The sequence below is a fragment of the Marivirga harenae genome, assembly GCF_030534335.1.
GTDB lineage: Bacteria > Bacteroidota > Bacteroidia > Cytophagales > Cyclobacteriaceae > Marivirga > Marivirga harenae.
The window spans coordinates 3,568,605-3,586,916 of record NZ_CP130565.1 but is presented as its reverse complement, the minus strand read 5'-3'; the positions used below and the strand labels follow the sequence as shown (position 1 = coordinate 3,586,916).

The following is an 18,312-nucleotide window of genomic DNA, read 5'->3' as shown; positions in this document are numbered from 1 at the left end:
ATGCGACTAATCACCAAAATAGTATTAATATTTCTTGGACTATCATTTATTGTTTTTGTGATAGGGGGTATAGTGACTATTCAAATTATATCTAATGAAGTTAAGAAAGAAGAGCGTTGGTTTTTGCAAGAGCGACTGAGTTCTACAGAAAAATATATTGAAAGAAGACAACCTACCAAAGATATAATACGCGATAAGGTCATCATTTTGCCTCAGGAAGATTCTATTGCAATAAATAATGTCATTTTTTCAGACACCATAGTTCACCACAGTACCTTAGAAAGGCCAGAACAACACAATAAATTAGAAGTTGGTAAGAAAATTGAAGGGCGGTTTTACAAAATCATTCTGTATGATATTATTATTGAGCAAGATGATATCGTTGATGGGATAGTAGAATCCTTAGTAAAAACCTATATCCTTTTGCTGACAGTAGTTTTGCTGGGAAGCTGGTTACTGTCTAGACGACTGCTGAAACCTTTTGAAGCTACACTTTCCGCAATTAAGAAATTTGACATTAAAGAAAACGAATCATTTATATTACCTAGTACGGATACTAAGGAGTTTAAGAGACTAAATGAATTTATTGATCAAATGTCACAGAAAGTGATGGCAGATTATCAATCACTAAAGGAGTTTACAGAAAATGCCAGTCATGAAATACAGACTCCTATAAGTATTGCTAAGGGAAAACTTGAACTCCTTCAAGAAGGTAACTTGGATCAAGAACAAAAGAAATTAGTGTTAGAGGCATCAAAGAGTTTAACTAATTTATCTAAACTGGGAAATACTTTAACACTTCTAGCAAAAATTGACAATCAAGAATTCGAACAGAAGGAAAGTGTTGAGGTCAGTATCACTTTGGAAGACTTTATTGACGAGTACGAGGAATTGATCTATCTAAAGGGGATCAATTTTAGTAAAAAGATTGATGAAGATGTGCGGTGGAATATTCATCCTGTGCTGCTCGAAATCCTTGTAACCAATCTGTTAAATAATGCAATAAAGCACAATTTAGTTGAAAATGGGTTTATTAAGATTTATCTAGAAAAAAATCAATTGATTATTGAGAATTCAGGTAAACCATTAAGTCACAAGCCGGAATTGCTATTTGCACGTTTCAAAAAAGGAAATCAAAGTAGTTCTTCCTTAGGATTGGGTTTAGCCATCATTCAAAAAATCTGTAAGGTGAGTGGATTGAAAATTAATTATATCAATAAGGAACAGCTTCACCAAATCACCATAGAAAGCTGATTATCACCATTTAAATTTCTATTCCACCTATTTGTTTAAAAGCTTCAAACAATAATCAATCAAAAATACTTGTATCAACATTAAAATTTTGTTCTGATTATGGGAAATTCAAATTTTCTTCAGATTTGGAACCTAATTTTGTCTTAAAATAAAGGTTGAAAAGCAAAAAAATGCAAAACGTGAGAAATAATACTCTTAAATTATTTATTCTAATTCTAATCAGTTTAGGTTCCCATTCAGCTTGGGCGCAGACTACAAGCGTGAGCGGAAAGTTGGTAGATGCTAAAACTAAGGAGCCATTAGCTTATGCAAATGTAAGTGTTTTGGATGCAAATGATGAGATTGTTACTGGAACAGTAACTCCAGAATCTGGTGTTTTCCAGTTTCAGGTCGAAAGCGGAGAATACAATCTAAGAATTCAGTTTATTTCTTATCAGACTATTAATAGAAAATTAGTAGCAAATACAAGTACAATCGATTTTGGAACTATTGAACTAAGTGAAGATGTAAATCAACTTTCAGAAGTAGAGGTTGTGGCCAGAAGACCGCAAATGGAAATGAAGTTGGACAAAAGAGTTTTTAACGTAGGAGAAGATCTTAGTAATATTGGAAGTAATGCAGAATCGTTATTAGATAATCTCCCTAGTGTGACCGTTGATATTGAAGGAAATGTTTCACTCAGAGGTAGTGGAAATGTTAGAATTTTAATCGATGGACGACCTTCCGGATTAGTCGGAATTAGTGGGGGTTCCGCATTAAGACAAATTCAAGCGGACATGATTGAAAGGGTTGAGGTTATTACAAATCCATCAGCAAGATATGAAGCAGAAGGCAATGCCGGGATTATCAATATCATTATGAAAAAAGAGAAGAAGGGTGGTTTTAATGGGAGTGTAAGTACTAATCTGGGATATCCATATATAGGTGGAATAAATAGTAATCTTAATTATAGAAAGGGTAGCCTTAATCTCTTTGGAGCTTATGGAATAACTTACAGAGAAAATTTTGGCGGTGGTTACATTGATCAAGAATTTACTCCTGAAGATACTACCTATTCTACTTACGTGGATCGTCAAAGAGAAAGAAGTGGGATATCACAAAATGCTAGATTTGGTTTAGATTATAGTTTTGATGAGAGCACAACAGTTACTGGATCATTCTTGTATAGAATTTCAGATGAAAATAATTTAAGTAACAATTTTTATGACGATTATGATGGAATTGACCGCAGCACTCGTGAGTTGGTAAGGCGCTCTGTTCGAATTCAGGATGAAAAAGAAGATGAAGAGGTTCTGGAATATGAGCTGAATTTCACTAAAACCTTTGGTGGTAACGATGAACATAAATTGACAGCTGATATTCAGTACAGGAACAATACGGAAACCGAAGACTCAGATTTGAGAAATGAAAGGTTTGTAATTTCTCAAAATCAATTTGTAGACAGCATTCAGCAAAGGTCATTGATCAATGAATTTTCCGAAAATATTCTACTACAAGCTAATTACGTTAAACCAATTGGTGAAAATAGGTCATTCGAAGCAGGGTGGAGAAGTACTTTAAGAACTATTACTAATGAATATGAGGTTACTCAAGAAGTAGAAGGGCAAGAAGCAGATAGTATTTTAAGTGATTTTACTAACGATTTCATTTATAATGAAGATGTACATGCTTTGTACGCAATTTATAATAGTGAACTTAATAAGTTTACGTATCAAATAGGCTTGCGAGCAGAGTTAACAGACATTAGTACACGCTTAAAATCTCCTGTCGATACCACAAACGCAAGAGATTATTTAAACTTGTTCCCGAGCGTTTTTATGACTTATGAATTCAATAAATTACATTCATTGCAAGCCAGCTACAGCAGACGGTTTGACCGTCCGGGATTTAGGTCTTTGAATCCTTTTTCAAACTTTAACGATGATAGAAATATAAGAATAGGGAATCCAAACTTAAACCCGGAATTCACGGATTCCTATGAGGTAGGTTTAGTGAATAATTTTAGTGATGCTACACTATACAGCGGATTGTACTACAGAAGGACTACTGGAGTAACAGAACGAATAAACACTGTGATTGATGGTATTACTTATGCACAGCCACAGAATTTGGCAGAACGCAATTCCATTGGGATAGAAAATAATTATTCTCATGATTTAAATGATTGGTGGAGATTGAATGGAAACTTAAATGTTTTTTATTCAGAAACCTATGGTGTAGTAAACGAGCAAGTTTTCTCTGCTGAAACCTTTACTGCATCAGGTAGAGCTACTTCTCAAATGTCGTTCAGTAATGATTTTAATATGCAATTAAGTGCATTTTATAGAGCTCCCCAACAAACTACACAAGGAACTCGAAAAGCATTCTATATGGTTGATTTAGGCTTTAGCAAAGAGGTTTTGAATAATAAGGGAACCTTAGCTCTTAATGTGAGGGATTTATTAAACTCTAGAAAATGGAGAACAACCACAGTCGGAGAAGATTTCTTTTATGATTCTGAATTTCAATGGAGAACCACGACAGTAACACTTTCTTTTGATTATAGAATTAATTCTAATAAAAAGAAAAAGGAAGGGAATAGAGAAGGTGGTGAATTCGAAGGTGGTGGAGACGAGTATTAGAAGAATTTGGTTATAATTTAGTTTTAAAAGGTGCGAAATTTGATTTCGTGCCTTTTTTATTTCATATTCTCTTCCAAAATTTAGATTATAATCCCATATTAGATTTCAACAAAAATTTGGTGAAATGACGCAGTCGAAGGCACTTTGGGGTATTGATTTAGGAGGTACAAAAATTGAAGGAGTAGTTTTAAAATCTAAAGCAGAGCCTGATGTTTTGCTGAGAAGGAGAGTGGCTACAGAAGCAGAACAGGGCTATGAACATATCAAAGAAAAGATCCGATTATTAGTTGACCAAATGGCAGAGGAAATAGGATTTAGACCATATTCGATTGGTATCGGCACTCCAGGTTCAACAGATCCTGAAACTGGGTTGTTAAAAAATAGCAACTCCACCAATCTTAATAAGCAAACTCTTCACAAAGATTTAATTGAACTTTTAGGGATTCCTGTTTTTATAGCTAATGATGCAAACTGCTTTGCAGTTGCAGAAACACAAATGGGTATCGTAAAAGAGAAATTTCCTAATGCAGAGGTAGTTTTTGGTGTTATTATGGGCTCTGGAGTGGGAGGCGGATTGGTTATAAACGGGAAAGTTTGGAATGGAAAGCATGGCATAGCAGGTGAGTGGGGCCATATATTTTTGGATGAAGATGGAGAGGACTGCTATTGCGGAAAACATGGATGTGTGGAAACCATATTGGCTGGCAAAGCTTTGGAGAGATTTTATAAAAAAAATTCCGGAGTGAATAAAAAGCTAAAGGATATTATGGCTGATCGATCAGAAGATGAATATGCACAAAAAACATATGAACGATTAATTCATTTCTTTGGAAAAGGCTTAGCAGTTATAGTAAATGTCATTGACCCTGATGTAATTATTATTGGTGGTGGCGTTGGGAATATACCTTATCTGTATGATGAAGGAATTGAGTCAGTACAAAAATTCACATTTAACCCAGACTTGAAAACACCTATTGTGAAACCGAAATTAGGTGATAGTGCTGGAGTTTTTGGGGCTGCTTTTTTAACTGCATAAGTGGTGGGTAAATTCAATTTTTATATCTTTGTCAAATGAGTCATTTAATAGCCCCTTCAGTTTTAGCCGCAGACTTTGCTAATTTGCAAAGAGATGTGGAAATGTTGAATGAAAGCCAAGCAGATTATATCCATGTTGATATCATGGATGGTGTTTTCGTTCCCAATATTTCATTTGGATTGCCAGTTTGTGAAGCTATCTACAAACATGCTAAAAAGCCGTTAGACGTACATTTGATGATTGAGAAGCCTGAAAATTATATTCAAGCTTTTCATGATGCAGGTGCTGCAACCATTTCAGTTCACTACGAAGCTAGCCCTCATTTACATAGAACTCTGCAAAGCATTAGAGATTTAGGTTTAAGAGCAGGCGTGGCCATCAATCCGCATACAAATGTGTCTTTATTGGAAAATGTGATTCAGGATACGGATTTAGTCTGTATGATGTCCGTGAACCCTGGCTTTGGGGGACAAAAATTTATTGAGCAAACTTATACAAAGGTTCGCCAATTAAAAGAATTAATAGCTGATCAAAATGCTACTACCTTAATCGAAATAGATGGTGGTGTAAATATTGAGAATGCCCCTAAATTATTGCAAGCGGGTGCTGATGTGTTAGTGGCTGGAAATTTTGTATTTAAATCAGAAAATCCAATACATACTATACAAGAGCTTAAAGACGTTTCTTTCTGAAAAATAGCTGGCAGTACATGCGTCCAATCTTTATTCTAATTCTAACATTATCAATACCTATTTTAACCTACGGGCAAAGTCAGCACTTAAACGGTAGGGTAGTGGATGCAAGAAACAATGAGGGAATTGCCTCTGCAAGCATTGAATTAATTAATTCTGAATTTAATACCCAAACTGATAGTCTGGGTTTTTTTACTTTGAAAGTTCCTAATTCTAGCGAGTACAGTTTAAGAATTTCACACGTGAGCTTCATAAATCAAAGTATAAATATAGATTCAGAAGACTCTATTGTGATTCAAATGGAAGTGGATAATCTTTTACTTCAACAGGTGGACGTAAGTGGACAAACCAATAATTTGCCAAGAAACGGTTTGCAAAAAATTGAACCTCTTTCTATAAATGAAACAGCGACTCCCTTTAATGAATTTAATCAATTACTTACAACTTTGCCTGGGGTTGTTTCCAATAATGAATTGAGTAGTTCCTATGCTGTTAGAGGCGGAAATTTCGATGAAAATCTAGTATATGTAAATGGAATGGAAATCTACAGACCTTTCCTTGTGCGAGCTGGGCAACAGGAAGGTCTAAGTTTCATTAATCCTGACCTTGTGGGCAATGTAGAGTTTTCAGCTGGTGGATGGGAGGCAAAATATGGAGATAAATTATCTAGTAATCTTCTAATTGATTACAAACAAACCGAAGAAACAGAAGGTAATATTAATTTAGGATTACTGGGTGCCTCAGGCTATGTATCCACTCAATTTAACGAAAATGATAATTTATTACTTGGGTTAAGATATAAGAATGCCAAATATCTGTTTAATACCTTTGAAACTGCAGGAGAATACTTGCCAAGGTTTTTGGATTTTCAAGCATTCTACAATTACCGTTTTTCTGATAAAACAACTCTGGATTTATTGGCAGTTATTGCTCAAAATGATTATCGTATTGAACCTGCCTCAAGGGAAACCGATTTTGGCTCATTTCAGCAAAAGTTAAGATTTTTTGTAGCTTATGAAGGAGCAGAGTCCTTAAGCTATAGTAGCTTTCAGGGAGGTGCAAGATTACGCCATTTATTTACGGACAATTTCAGGACTTCGGTAATTTTATCTGCTTTTTCCACATCAGAGTACGAATATATTAATACGGAAGGCTTTTATAGGTTGTGCGATGTAGATAGAGATTTTTCTTCCGATACTTTTGATGAATGTATAAGTCTTAGGGGGATTGGAGCTAACTATAATTATGCTCGGAATTTTCTATATGCCCAAGTTGCACAAGCTATAATTCGCAATGACTGGCAGATTCAGAAAGAGCACCTACTTGCATTTGGGGTCGAATATAAGAGACAGTTTGTAAATGACTATTTAGATGAGTTTGAATTCAGGGATTCTGCTGATTTTGCACATGTTAATAGAGTGGTAAAGCAAGAAAATAACTTAGTGGCTGATTTTGCTAATGTTTATGTGCAACATGAGTGGGAAATAACTAGCCGACAATCCTTAAATTCAGGCTTACGATTGAACTATGGATCAAACACTGGGGAATGGCTAGTTAGTCCACGAGTTCAATATCAATTGATTTTACATCCTGATAAAAGTGGTCAGTTCAATTTTTCCATGGGGCTTTACCGCCAGTATCCGTTTTATAGGGAATTAAGAGATTTTTTTGGAAATATCACACCAGATGTTAGGGCGCAATCTGCTTTGCATTTTGTAGGTACCTATTCAAAAAATTTGAAAATTTGGGAAAGACCCTTCCAAATAAATTCAGCTGTTTACTATAAATACTTATACAATATTATTCCATTTGATGTAGATAATATCAGGTTACGATACAGACCTGAACTTTCTGCTGATGGCTATGCCTATGGGGCAGATTTTAGATTTAGTGGGAATTTTATTCCAGATATGGAATCTTGGTTTAGTCTTGGTTTTTTGTCTACTAAGGAGAATGTTGATGAAGACAGTCGAGGATATATCAGAAGACCAACTGATCAAAGAGTGACTGCATCAGTCTTTTTTCAAGACAACTTCATCAATGATCCAACTTTAAAAGTAAATTTAAAATTGCAAATAGGCTCAGGACTTCCATTTGGCCCACCCAATAGCTTAGACAGCAGAAATATCTTTACAGGGGAATGGTACAGAAGGATGGATGTAGGTTTTTCAAAGCAGTTTATGGGGGGTAAACTTAAAGATCTGCAGTATATTGATTCTTTCTGGTTAGGCTTAGATGTTTTGAATGTGCTGGGGGTTAGTAACACAATTTCCTATTCATGGATAGAGGATGTGAATGCTCAAACATTTGCTGTACCTAATTCGTTATCGGCAAGGTTTTTGAACCTAAAAGGTATTGTTAAATTCTAAAAATATGAAATATACATTCTTTCTTCTATCCTTTGTGATTCTTTCCTCATGCAGTACACAAAAAGTATTGAAAACAGACAGTCAGGATGATATTGACTTAAGTGGGAGATGGAATGATACAGATGCGGAGATCGCTACAAATGAATTGTATAATAATCTATTAGCATCGACTTGGTTAAAAAATCATAAAGCTCAATTTGATTTAATTCCACGAGTAGAAATAGACTCCTTCGAAAGCAATTTTAAAGGGGGTGGAGAATCACTAGAAAAGTTTTTCTCAAAGTATATACATGATGATCCTTCGCTAAATCTCATTGAAAAAGGTGATCGCAAATCTGCAGAGTTTCAAGTAACTGGGGCAATTACAGCTGAGGAATTTATAAATGCAGACCAGAATTATATTGATTATGTTTTACAAGTACAGCTCAAAGATTTAAATGGAATAACCTTATGGGAGGATACCACCACAATAAAAAAATACATCAAAAATTGAGTTGATCTATTTCCCTAGTCTCTCTACGAGTTGCTCCACAGTTTTTTTAGCATTCCCAAGAAAAAGTTCACCATTAATTAAAAATACGGGTCTTTTAAGAAAAGTATATTCTTCCAGTAAAAGCTTTTTGTATTTATTTTCAGTCAATTCCTCTTTATTTAAGCCTTGTTGACGAAATTTTATAGCCCTTTTGTTAAATAGTTCCTCGTATGATTCAGTAATCGCATATAATTCAAGTAGCTGAGGCTCAGTAAGTGGGTTGTTCTTAATGTCAATTCTATCGAAACTTTCTAAGTCCAGTTGTCCCATAATTTTCTTACAAGTGTCACAAGAGCTTAGATAATACACGACTTTTCTCATATTTGTTACTTTTTGATGATAAAATAAGCAAAAAATTTGCGTCATGCCAACAAAAAGCGTTAATTCGGGTTTCTATAATATGTAATCAATTCAAAAAATCAAATATATTAACAATTATGAAAAGAATAGTGAGACAAGGAATGTTGGCTTTAGCTGCATTAGTATTATTAAATTCTAATGTTGCAATAGCGCAAGATTCAGAAATTACGGACAAGGATTTGTATAATTTTGCATTAGTGGTGCAAGTTGTAGAACAAATGAAAGCAGAGGTTGGACCCGCTATTCAAGGTTTAATTGAAGAGCAGGAAGGCTTTGATGGTAAAAGATATAATGAATTGAAAGGTGCTGGAGATAATGAAGCTAAATTAAAGGAATTAGGAGCTAATGAATTTGAAATCAAGTTTATGGGGCTACTTGTGAAAGAGCAAGAAGAAAAAATTGATGCTATTAAAGATGCACTAAACACTTTGGTAAAAGGTATGATAGGCGTTCAAAAATACAAAACTATTAAATCTACTCTTTCTGTTGATCCAGATTTGAAAGCTAAATATGAAGAAGTACTAAATAGAATTGCACCTGTTGAAGCAGATGCTTAATTATATAGATTAAGACTTTTTATAGAGCCACTTTATTAATTTAAAGTGGCTTTTTTGTTTTTGAAAGTTTGAATTACAGTGATGCTGCTTTTCTAAAAGCCAAATGAGAATTGATAACACTCTGAAAAATCCTTTAGCACTTGTTAGCCTCAAAAGTCTCTTTCCGTTTCCTTCGTAAATTCTTCTATCTGAATTTATTTTGTGTTCAGACGATTAAAGCTAAATTTCGCATTGCTAACAATACTTTCACCGTCAACTTCAAAAATTGGGTAGGCCATGAATTTTACAGGACTCGACTGAGGTGCAGGCTCAAATTTCAAATCTCTTCCTTTCGTAAATTCAATTCTATTTGCGGGATGTCTACCAAAATAGTAGGTAGCTAGAGCGGTGTACTTATTGCCTTCGCTGATATCGACTGGCCACCATTTTTCATCTGCATAAAATTCGGCCCAACAATGATACCCGTCTATTCCACCTTCATCTCTGTCGGATGGAATCCCAGCTCCAATTGCAAATCGAGCAGGAATATTGGCTGTTCTGGCTAAAGAAATAAATAGGGAGTGAAATTCAGTGCAATTCCCTGTTTTTGAATCGCATGCATATACGGCATCACCGGTCCCGTACTTCTTGTTTTTTGCGTAGCGCATATTGTCAATTATGTAATCATAGATAGCTCTAGCGTGGACAAGATCGCTTTGGTTTTCTTTCCCTTCTAGTGCTTCTGCTACTATCTCATTAAACCTAGTATTTCCAACGGGCATTAGAATATTTTCACTTAAATATCTATTTAAATCTGGATTTTTTTCTGAGTAGGCACCTTTCTCTTTTCTCTTTACATGGTAAGTAATCTTTAGCTGTTGATTACTATGGTCAGAATTGAGGCTTAAGAACAATATTTTATTACCGTATGCTGTTTCAGTCAAAATTTCATTCTCATCAGGGATTTGCATGTCCACAATTTCAATTTCTTGAAATTTGTCAGATTGTGCTATTGGAATCCAGACCTTGGCATCAGTTTGAATTTTGGGTAGTTGGGTCTCGTAATAAAATTCAAATTCATCTTCGCCTTCCACTATCCCTAATAATTCATTGGAGGCATTTTCCATAGGGACTCTGTGCCAAGTCTTGTCGGACTTTTGCTTCCAACTATAGAATGGCCGACCGTTTAATTTATGTACTGTTGTTTCTGTAACATCCATCGCACCTGAAGGTCCCTCCAAAAAGAAATCTACATCATATACGTCTCCGTTTTCATCAGCTAAATCCACGCAAGCGAAATGTCGGTTTGGGCCAAGATTGGAGAGATATTCTGTATGGACCCGTACCAGTTTTAACCTTAATTCCTTGTTGTCATCTCTTAAATGGAAATAACCATCCATTTCTTTGGTTTTGCTGTCAATATAGGATCTGATTCCCAATTCAATATCCGCTATATCAACTTTTGGCGTTGACGCAGATTTCTTTTCTGTGCCGGTGGATTGTTTTTCTTCACTAGTTTGGCACGAGGTGAATAACAAAGAAAAGATGAGTAGGAATGTCGTAATTTTAAGCATTAAATTTTATTTGTTTTCAATAATGTCAATGGCTTCAGTTAATTTGCTATCTAAGCTCCAAAGGGCAAGATCATTATTAAGAGCCGCTGCTAATAAATAAGTATCAATTAAACCAACTACAGCATTGTAAAGTTTATACTCATGAGAAAGTTTACCGGCTTCAAGGAATAGTGCTTCTTCATTTATTTTAAGTAAACTTTCCCAGAAGCCCATGATGATCTTATGTTCCCTTGAGTTCTTGACTCCTTGGAGTAGTTCTCCAAAAACAGCACTAATGGCTATTACATGTTTTTCTATTAAATATTTGGGTAAGATATTTCTATAGTGTTCGTTTCCTTTCAAATATTCAATCCAAACGGAAGTATCCACTAAAATCATCTGCTTCTATTTATTTTACGTATTCCATCTGCCGTGTACTGATCATTCCAAACCAAAGGTTTTTCATTGACTTGATCAATAAGGTCATCAACGTTCTTTTCCTTAAGATACTCCGTGAGAGCTATAATCAAGCTTTCAGTGATGTTTTTGCCACCACTTTTTAACTTTACTTTATTGATCAGCTCGTCTGGAATTATGGCAGTTACTTTCATAATTTATAGTAATTTGATTACAACTGAAAATATACGATCACGTATCGTATACTCAAAATCTATCTGCAGCTGATTATTTTTTACTTTTTATCTTATCTAACTCTTTTTGAAGATTTTCTTTTGCTTCTTGCGCTTTTTTGAGTTCTGTAATATCTCTTGAAACAGTTGAGACGCCAATCACTGCACCTTCATCATTATAAATAGGTTCACATCGAGTTTCAATGGTTAGATTACCAGTTTTTAATTCCCTAATTTCCTCAATTCTCAATTTTTCACCTGCAAGAGCTTTGTCGTAGCGGGCTTTCCATTTTTCAAGTTGTTCTTTGGGCAAAATACTTAAAATGCTTAAACCAGCCTTCAATTCGACTCCTGATTCTTTAAATCTGTTTTTTAAGACCTCATTAACTACAAGAATTTCATAATTGGTATTGATCGCAAAGAAAGTGTCATCTGTATTATTGATCATACCATTTAATACAAATTCCCGTTGCGCTAATTTTTCAGCATTTTCTTCACGTTGCATTTCCAATTGTTTCTCTTTGGTAATATCACGCGAGAATACAGATGCACCAGTTATTGTACCATCTTTCTGTTTGATAGGGTGGATGTCATAATGACGATAGGAATCCTCACCTTGCACACTACTTTTGATAGTGAAGGAAAGAAATTCGCCTTTGAAAACCCTGTCATAGTATGCTTTCCATTCATTTCTCACCTCTCCAAGCATGTCAAGGGCATTGCTACCTTCTTTCATTTGTTCGTATTGGGTCCCTTTGTATCTGTTTTTAATCACGTCATTCATCAAAATGATTTTATAATCAGAGTCAATAAGGATTATGGAATCAGTAGTATTATTTATTAATGCATTCAGATTAGCCTCTTTTTCCGCCATTTCGGTCTGAGCTCTGCCCATTTCTTCTTGCGTTGCTTCCATTTCTTCCATGTTCTGACGCATTTCCTCTTCTTGCGAACGCATTTGTTCTGTCATCTCTTGAGATTCCATCAAGAGCTTTTTGGTACGTTCATTGGTTTTGGTATTGGCAATGGTGGAAGCAATATTTTCACCTAATTTTTCAACGAAATCAATTTTATAGGGAGGGATTTGCTGTATTGAGGCTATTTCAACTACTCCCTTGGTAACGTCATTGATTTTTAATGGTACAATTAAAACACAGCGTGGAAGAGTTTCCCCCAAACCAGATTTAATTTCGATATAATCTTCAGGGACCTCAGTTAGGTATAGCTTATCACCTTCTTGCACAGATTGTCCTACTAATCCTTCACCAATTGAAATTTCTTGTTTAATTCTCTTCCTTCTCTGATATGCGTAGGCTGATTCCAAAACGATTTTAGGTTCCTCATTTTCATCATCTGGCTCCGTTAAAACAAACAGTGCGCCTTGATTGGCTTCCATAAATTTCACCAAATTGGAGATGATTTGGTAGGATAGCTCTTCTATATTGTCATTATTATTTCTCAAAATATCAGCAAATTTTGCAAGGCCTTCATTCACCCAACTTCGTTCTTTCTCTGCTTTTGCTGATTCTTGCATTTTCTCTCGCATTTGCAGTAGAGAGGTAGCTAAAGAATTGTCGTGGTCTTCAGCTAATCCATGATATTTTGCATCTAGTTTTCCTTCACCTATTTGTGTGGTGAAATCAGTTGCGTTTTCTAGGATTTCAGCCATTGAATTAATGTTCTGGGCAATGTATCCTAACTCATTTTTGCTATTGTAATTTATTTTTTCAGTTAAATTTCCTTTTGCTAATTCTCTCGCAGACAGCGATATTTTATAAATGGGATTGAGAATCAAATATTTTATTATCCAGTAAATAAAGGAGCTCAATAATAAAATGTAAATAAATAAAAGAATAGTGTAGAAAGCTTTATCTTTTTCTTCTTCACTGTTTACTTTTTCTACTACCTTTTTAAGTTTTTGCTGCTCTTTTAGAAATGCAGCATATTTTTTTTCCAATTCCGATCGAGCCCCTTCAATAGAGTTTTCACCATCTTGAATTTTATAAAGTTCTTTTTTTAAAGGGTTCCAATATTTTATCAAATCGTCAACTGCAGACTTTACTTCAGCTTGAATTTTCACTTCTGTTTCTTCTTGGCCCAATTGACCTCCTTTTGAATAGGCAAACAAGATTTTTTCTATGGCTCTAATGTTGGACCCAATATTTTCTTTGTTCTCAGCTATATATTGAGGTGCTAAGGGTAGGCTGATATTATCTAAATTGGCCAGGGTTTTTGTTCTTAAGATACTTTGGTGATCTACTCCCGTTTTAGATATCACCAAATAAATAGCACAAACTAGAAGTATAATGCCAAAGCCCATTGAGTAGGCTAAATTTCTAATTTTCCAGTTGTACAATTTTCTTCTCCAATTTGCCATGATAAACTGTTATTGTTGAGTTTAAAAAATCAATTTATGTTTTATTTCACTTCTTGAACATTAAAATCAACTGCTTGATCTAATGAATTAAAACGAATATATAAAGCTTTTACATAACCTTCCGAGTATTTTGCACAATTTTCGTTAGGCTCTAAATAATAGATAAAAAATTTCTGGCTTCTTTCATATAGTTGATGCTTGTCAGCAGCACCTAATAAGTCAATCACTTCATTTTGTGACAGTCCTTTCAATTCTTCTTTTTGATCAAGCAAATCGCTGATCACTTCAATTCTATATTCTAGACAGCCGTCCTTATCATCTTTCCAATTTTTGAGGTCTATATTTTTTAGTTCAGGTAATTTTCCACATGCAACTATAAAAAGTAAAACAGCAAATGCGATTATGCGACTTAAGTTCATAAAATTGTTTTTGAAGTAGGTTGTTCGACAGTTGAATATGATTTCTTTATAAATATTAATGAGGCAAATGAAAGTAGTCCATAAGCTAATATTGCTATCATTATTGCCTTCCCTATTACAGGAAGAAGGACAAATACGATTACTATTGGCGTAAGTAATACTCTAAATATTTCTAAAGCGAAGGAATACTTTTTTTCCTCAAGGACTACGCCCAAACTTGTAACTCCTAAAATAATTAACGCAACGGCTAATATTTGCTCCCAAGTATTAAAATTGTCAGCAGTAAAGAGGAATAGGGCAGTGCCACCCAAAATAATGATGTATTGAACTAAAACGTATAGACTAAATGCACCAGATGCTTGCTTATCAAACTTTTGATCATGTTCAGGATCAACTGCAGGAATCGGCATTTGACCACCCATTTCTTTGGGCCGCCAACCAGGTTTGTAAAAAATATATTTAAGTTTATTTTTTATTCCTTTCATTTGCCTGATACCTTTACTCATCTCTACATAGTGCTGTAAATTTACCCAAACAGGATTCCAACTTGCAGTTTGCTTTGTTATTCCATACGTAGGCTTTTCCTCCTCTTTTTGAAAAGTCCCAAACATTTTATCCCAAATAATAAAAACTCCTGCATGATTTTTATCAATGTACTTGGGATTTCTACCATGATGGACTCGGTGGTGAGAAGGTGTGTTGAAAATTAATTCAAAAACTCCCATCTTCCTTATGGTTTCAGTATGAATCCAAAATTGATAAACGGTTACCAAGCCAGACATTAATACAAAACTTAAAGTGTCAAAACCAAGTATGGCTAATGGAAAATAGAAGAAAAATGTCCAGATAATTTGGAAAGAACCTTGCCTTAAAGCCACAGAGAAGTTGTAATCTTCGCTTTGGTGATGTACTACATGCCCACCCCAGAACAAATTGATTTCGTGACTTTTCCGATGGGCCCAATAATAAAAGAAATCAGCCAGAATAAACAGTAATATCAAATTATACCAGGTTGGGGCAATAGAGAATAATGCAAAATTTTCGAATACCCATTGATAAGCTGCTACACTAAGTACTTTGAAAAAGATGCCTGTGACTTGCTGGGTTATTCCACAGCTAATGTTGGTAATTGCATCATTTAGCCTATAAATTCTATACCTTTTCACTGCTTGAATGAGTAATTCAATCCCAATGAGGGCAAAATAGATAGGGATTGATAATATGATTGGGTTAAAATCCATTTTAGTTAATTTATACCTAAAACAATAATAAAAATTGCTTCGTTGCGAAATATAACATTTTGAATAAAAACTTCCTCGAAAAAATGCTGAAATACTCATGAATCCGATTAATTTTGCCAATAAATAATTAATATGGAAAGGATTTCAAGAGCTTTTTTGATTGGGACTAGCTTAGCCTATTTAGCGGTTTTATTTTATACTTATGCATATTTTGCTGAGTTATCTAGTGTGAAAATCAAGGTATTAGATAATCAAATTCAATTCAGCAACAATACATTGTTTTATTCAGGATTAATAATTCCTACTGTAATTGTACTTATCTGTGTTGCCCTAGCTGTAGTGATAAATAGTCAACCGATAGGCTCTAATTTCTATTTTAAGCAGGAAAAAGCTAGAAATACTTTAGCCTCATGGGCAAGAAGCTTGGCAGGTGCGTTTAATTTATTTTTTGCAAGTTTGCTTACTGTATTTATTTTCGTAAACAATGAAGATGGTTTAACCCAAACTGGGTACTTGCCTTTATTAATTGGGAGTCTTTTGCTTATTTTCTTCTGGGTACTTTGGTTGCCGTTCATCTTAAGAAGAAATAAATAATTTTTTTCAAATATTTTTCATGATGGTTAGATTGATTTAAAGATCAGTTTAAACATCTCATATTCAAATATTTTATTGGCTTTGCTTTATGTAAGGCTTTATCTGTTTAGGTGCTTTGTCATACCTAAAATCAATTGGTCTGGAAATCAAAAAGCTTTACAATTAGAAAAAGCTTTGTAATTTTAAAATTTGAGTAAGCATAAACTTTTCAATCCATAAATACGATGGCGGAATTTCAATATGATGAGGACAGTATAAAATCACTGGATTGGCGGGAACATATACGTATGCGTCCTGGAATGTATATTGGTAAATTAGGTGATGGTTCATCTCCTGATGACGGAATATACGTTTTGGTTAAAGAAGTGATTGATAACTCCATTGATGAACATATGATGGGGTTTGGAAAAACAATAGAAATTAAGATAACCGATCAGAGAGTAGAGGTGAGAGATTATGGCAGAGGCATCCCGCTCGGAAAAGTGGTAGATTGCGTCTCCAAGATCAACACCGGAGGTAAATATGATACAGGAGCATTCCAAAAGTCCGTTGGTCTGAATGGAGTTGGTACTAAAGCAGTCAATGCCTTATCTAATTATTTTAAAGTGCAAGCTTTCAGGGAAGGCCAAACAAAGATTGCTGAATTTAAGAGGGGAGTTATTGAGAATGATGCGAATGTAAGCAGTTCGAGCGGCAGGAATGGTACTTTGATTGCCTTTGAGCCAGATGAAACAGTATTTAAAAATTATCATTTTATTCCTGGTTTCTTGGAAGAACAGATGTGGAATTATGCTTTTCTTAACTCTGGTTTAACCATTAATTTTAATGGTGAGAAGTTTCATTCAGCAAATGGCTTAAAGGATTTATTGGATAGAAAATCTGACGAAGAAACTAATCGATACCCAATCATTCATTTGAAAGGAGAAGATATTGAAATGGCTATGACTCACGCCAATCAGTATGGAGAAGAGTATTATTCTTTTGTAAATGGCCAAAATACTACACAAGGAGGAACGCATTTAGTTGCTTTTAAGGAGGCTATTGTGAAAACTGTTCGTGATTTTTACGGAAAGAATTATGATCCATCAGATATCAGGCAAGCAGTAGTAGCTGCCGTGGCTGTCCGAGTTCAAGAGCCAGTTTTTGAATCTCAAACCAAAACTAAATTAGGTTCTCAAAATGTGGCGCCAGATGGACCTACAATGCGTACATTCATTAATGATTTCGTCAAGAAAGCATTAGACGATTACTTGCATAGAAATCCTAAGACTGCTGAGGCCCTTCAGAAGAGAATCATGCAATCTGAGCGGGAACGTAAGGACATGGCTGGAATAAAAAAGCTCGCCAACGAACGTGCTAAGAAGGCCAACCTTCACAATAAAAAACTACGTGACTGTCGAGTTCATTATGATGATAATAAACATGATAGAAAAGATGATACGATGATTTTCATCACCGAGGGAGATTCTGCCTCTGGTTCTATCACTAAATCGCGAGATGTCCAGACTCAAGCTGTTTTTAGTCTTAGAGGCAAGCCATTAAATTGCTATGGTAAAACCAAGAAATTAGTGTATGAAAATGAGGAATTTAACCTTTTGCAACATGCATTGAATATAGAAGAAGGATTGGAAGGGCTTAGATATAGAAAAGTGATTATTGCCACTGATGCCGATGTTGATGGAATGCATATTCGTTTACTTTTAATGACTTTCTTTTTGCAGTTTTTCCCAGATTTAGTGCGTGATGGTCATTTGTATATTTTAGATACACCTTTGTTTAGAGTAAGAAATAAAAAGGAAACGATTTACTGCTATTCTGATGAAGAAAGAAGAAGAGCAATAGAGAAAATCGGAAAAGCGGCAGAGATCACTCGATTTAAAGGTTTAGGAGAGATATCTCCAGAGGAATTTGGTGAGTTTATCAATGAGAACATCAAATTGGATCCGATTATCTTAAATAACCAAACAAAAATAAAAGACCTGTTGACTTTCTATATGGGAACAAATACCATGGAGAGACAACAGTTTATTATTGATAAATTAAGGGTGGAGAAGGATTTAGAGGAAGAATTAGCCGAAGCTTAATTTGTTGTACAATTG

Annotated in this window: 16 protein-coding genes; 9 read left to right on the top strand and 7 right to left on the bottom strand. The window is 34.8% G+C overall.

Going from position 1 to position 18,312, the window contains the following annotated elements; genetic code table 11:
- The 6 genes from Q3Y49_RS15240 (at position 1) to Q3Y49_RS15215 (ending at position 8,465) form a co-directional block, all read left to right on the top strand.
- Positions 1-1,254 carry a sensor histidine kinase gene (locus Q3Y49_RS15240; RefSeq protein WP_303269324.1) on the top strand — a complete coding sequence of 418 codons (1,254 nt, stop codon included), beginning with the start codon at positions 1-3 and terminating at the stop codon, positions 1,252-1,254.
- A 170-nt stretch (positions 1,255-1,424) separates the two neighbouring features.
- Positions 1,425-3,875, top strand: a complete 2,451-nt coding sequence (locus Q3Y49_RS15235) for a TonB-dependent receptor (RefSeq protein ID WP_303269323.1) — start codon at positions 1,425-1,427, stop codon at positions 3,873-3,875.
- A gap of 124 nt (positions 3,876-3,999) precedes the next feature.
- Complete coding sequence (locus Q3Y49_RS15230) at positions 4,000-4,911, top strand: ROK family protein (protein ID WP_303269322.1); 912 nt, start codon at positions 4,000-4,002, stop codon at positions 4,909-4,911.
- A gap of 35 nt (positions 4,912-4,946) precedes the next feature.
- Positions 4,947-5,603: a ribulose-phosphate 3-epimerase gene (gene rpe / locus Q3Y49_RS15225; RefSeq protein WP_303269320.1), complete on the top strand. Its 657-nt coding sequence runs from the start codon at positions 4,947-4,949 to the stop codon at positions 5,601-5,603.
- Between the two features lie 17 nt (positions 5,604-5,620).
- The gene (locus Q3Y49_RS15220; protein ID WP_303269319.1) at positions 5,621-7,972 is read left to right on the top strand and encodes a TonB-dependent receptor; all 2,352 of its coding nucleotides are present in this window, start codon (positions 5,621-5,623) and stop codon (positions 7,970-7,972) included.
- Between the two features lie 4 nt (positions 7,973-7,976).
- Positions 7,977-8,465, top strand: a complete 489-nt coding sequence (locus Q3Y49_RS15215) for a hypothetical protein (RefSeq protein WP_303269317.1) — start codon at positions 7,977-7,979, stop codon at positions 8,463-8,465.
- Between the two features lie 6 nt (positions 8,466-8,471).
- Here the strand turns inward: Q3Y49_RS15215 and Q3Y49_RS15210 are convergent, their stop codons facing one another.
- Positions 8,472-8,825, bottom strand: coding sequence for an arsenate reductase family protein (locus Q3Y49_RS15210; RefSeq protein WP_303269315.1), 354 nt, complete (start codon positions 8,823-8,825; stop codon positions 8,472-8,474).
- A 116-nt stretch (positions 8,826-8,941) separates the two neighbouring features.
- Here Q3Y49_RS15210 and Q3Y49_RS15205 point away from each other — a divergent pair, with 116 nt between their 5' ends.
- Positions 8,942-9,421 carry a hypothetical protein gene (locus Q3Y49_RS15205; RefSeq protein ID WP_303269313.1) on the top strand — a complete coding sequence of 160 codons (480 nt, stop codon included), beginning with the start codon at positions 8,942-8,944 and terminating at the stop codon, positions 9,419-9,421.
- A 194-nt stretch (positions 9,422-9,615) separates the two neighbouring features.
- Here Q3Y49_RS15205 and Q3Y49_RS15200 read toward each other — a convergent pair whose 3' ends face one another.
- From Q3Y49_RS15200 to Q3Y49_RS15175, 6 genes are all read right to left on the bottom strand, one after another.
- Entirely contained in the window at positions 9,616-10,974 is a 1,359-nt protein-coding gene (locus Q3Y49_RS15200; protein ID WP_303269311.1) for a transglutaminase family protein, read from the bottom strand.
- 6 nt (positions 10,975-10,980) lie between these two features.
- Positions 10,981-11,352 (bottom strand): PIN domain-containing protein, encoded by a 372-nt coding sequence (locus Q3Y49_RS15195; protein ID WP_303269309.1) that lies wholly within the window; start codon positions 11,350-11,352, stop codon positions 10,981-10,983.
- Positions 11,349-11,564 (bottom strand): DUF2191 domain-containing protein, encoded by a 216-nt coding sequence (locus Q3Y49_RS15190; protein WP_303269307.1) that lies wholly within the window; start codon positions 11,562-11,564, stop codon positions 11,349-11,351. Before Q3Y49_RS15190 ends, Q3Y49_RS15195 begins: the two co-directional genes overlap by 4 nt.
- A 73-nt stretch (positions 11,565-11,637) precedes the next feature.
- Positions 11,638-13,959: a PAS domain-containing protein gene (locus Q3Y49_RS15185; protein WP_303269305.1), complete on the bottom strand. Its 2,322-nt coding sequence runs from the start codon at positions 13,957-13,959 to the stop codon at positions 11,638-11,640.
- Between the two features lie 41 nt (positions 13,960-14,000).
- Positions 14,001-14,378 (bottom strand): hypothetical protein, encoded by a 378-nt coding sequence (locus Q3Y49_RS15180; RefSeq protein ID WP_303269303.1) that lies wholly within the window; start codon positions 14,376-14,378, stop codon positions 14,001-14,003.
- Positions 14,375-15,619 (bottom strand): sterol desaturase family protein, encoded by a 1,245-nt coding sequence (locus tag Q3Y49_RS15175; RefSeq protein ID WP_303269302.1) that lies wholly within the window; start codon positions 15,617-15,619, stop codon positions 14,375-14,377. Before Q3Y49_RS15175 ends, Q3Y49_RS15180 begins: the two co-directional genes overlap by 4 nt.
- Positions 15,620-15,751: 132 nt before the next feature.
- Here Q3Y49_RS15175 and Q3Y49_RS15170 point away from each other — a divergent pair, with 132 nt between their 5' ends.
- Both Q3Y49_RS15170 and Q3Y49_RS15165 read left to right on the top strand, forming a co-directional pair.
- On the top strand, positions 15,752-16,213 hold the full coding sequence (locus tag Q3Y49_RS15170; protein WP_303269300.1) for a hypothetical protein: 462 nt from the start codon (positions 15,752-15,754) through the stop codon (positions 16,211-16,213).
- A 224-nt stretch (positions 16,214-16,437) separates the two neighbouring features.
- Positions 16,438-18,297 (top strand): DNA topoisomerase IV subunit B, encoded by a 1,860-nt coding sequence (locus Q3Y49_RS15165; protein ID WP_303269298.1) that lies wholly within the window; start codon positions 16,438-16,440, stop codon positions 18,295-18,297.
- Positions 18,298-18,312: the final 15 nt, after the last annotated feature.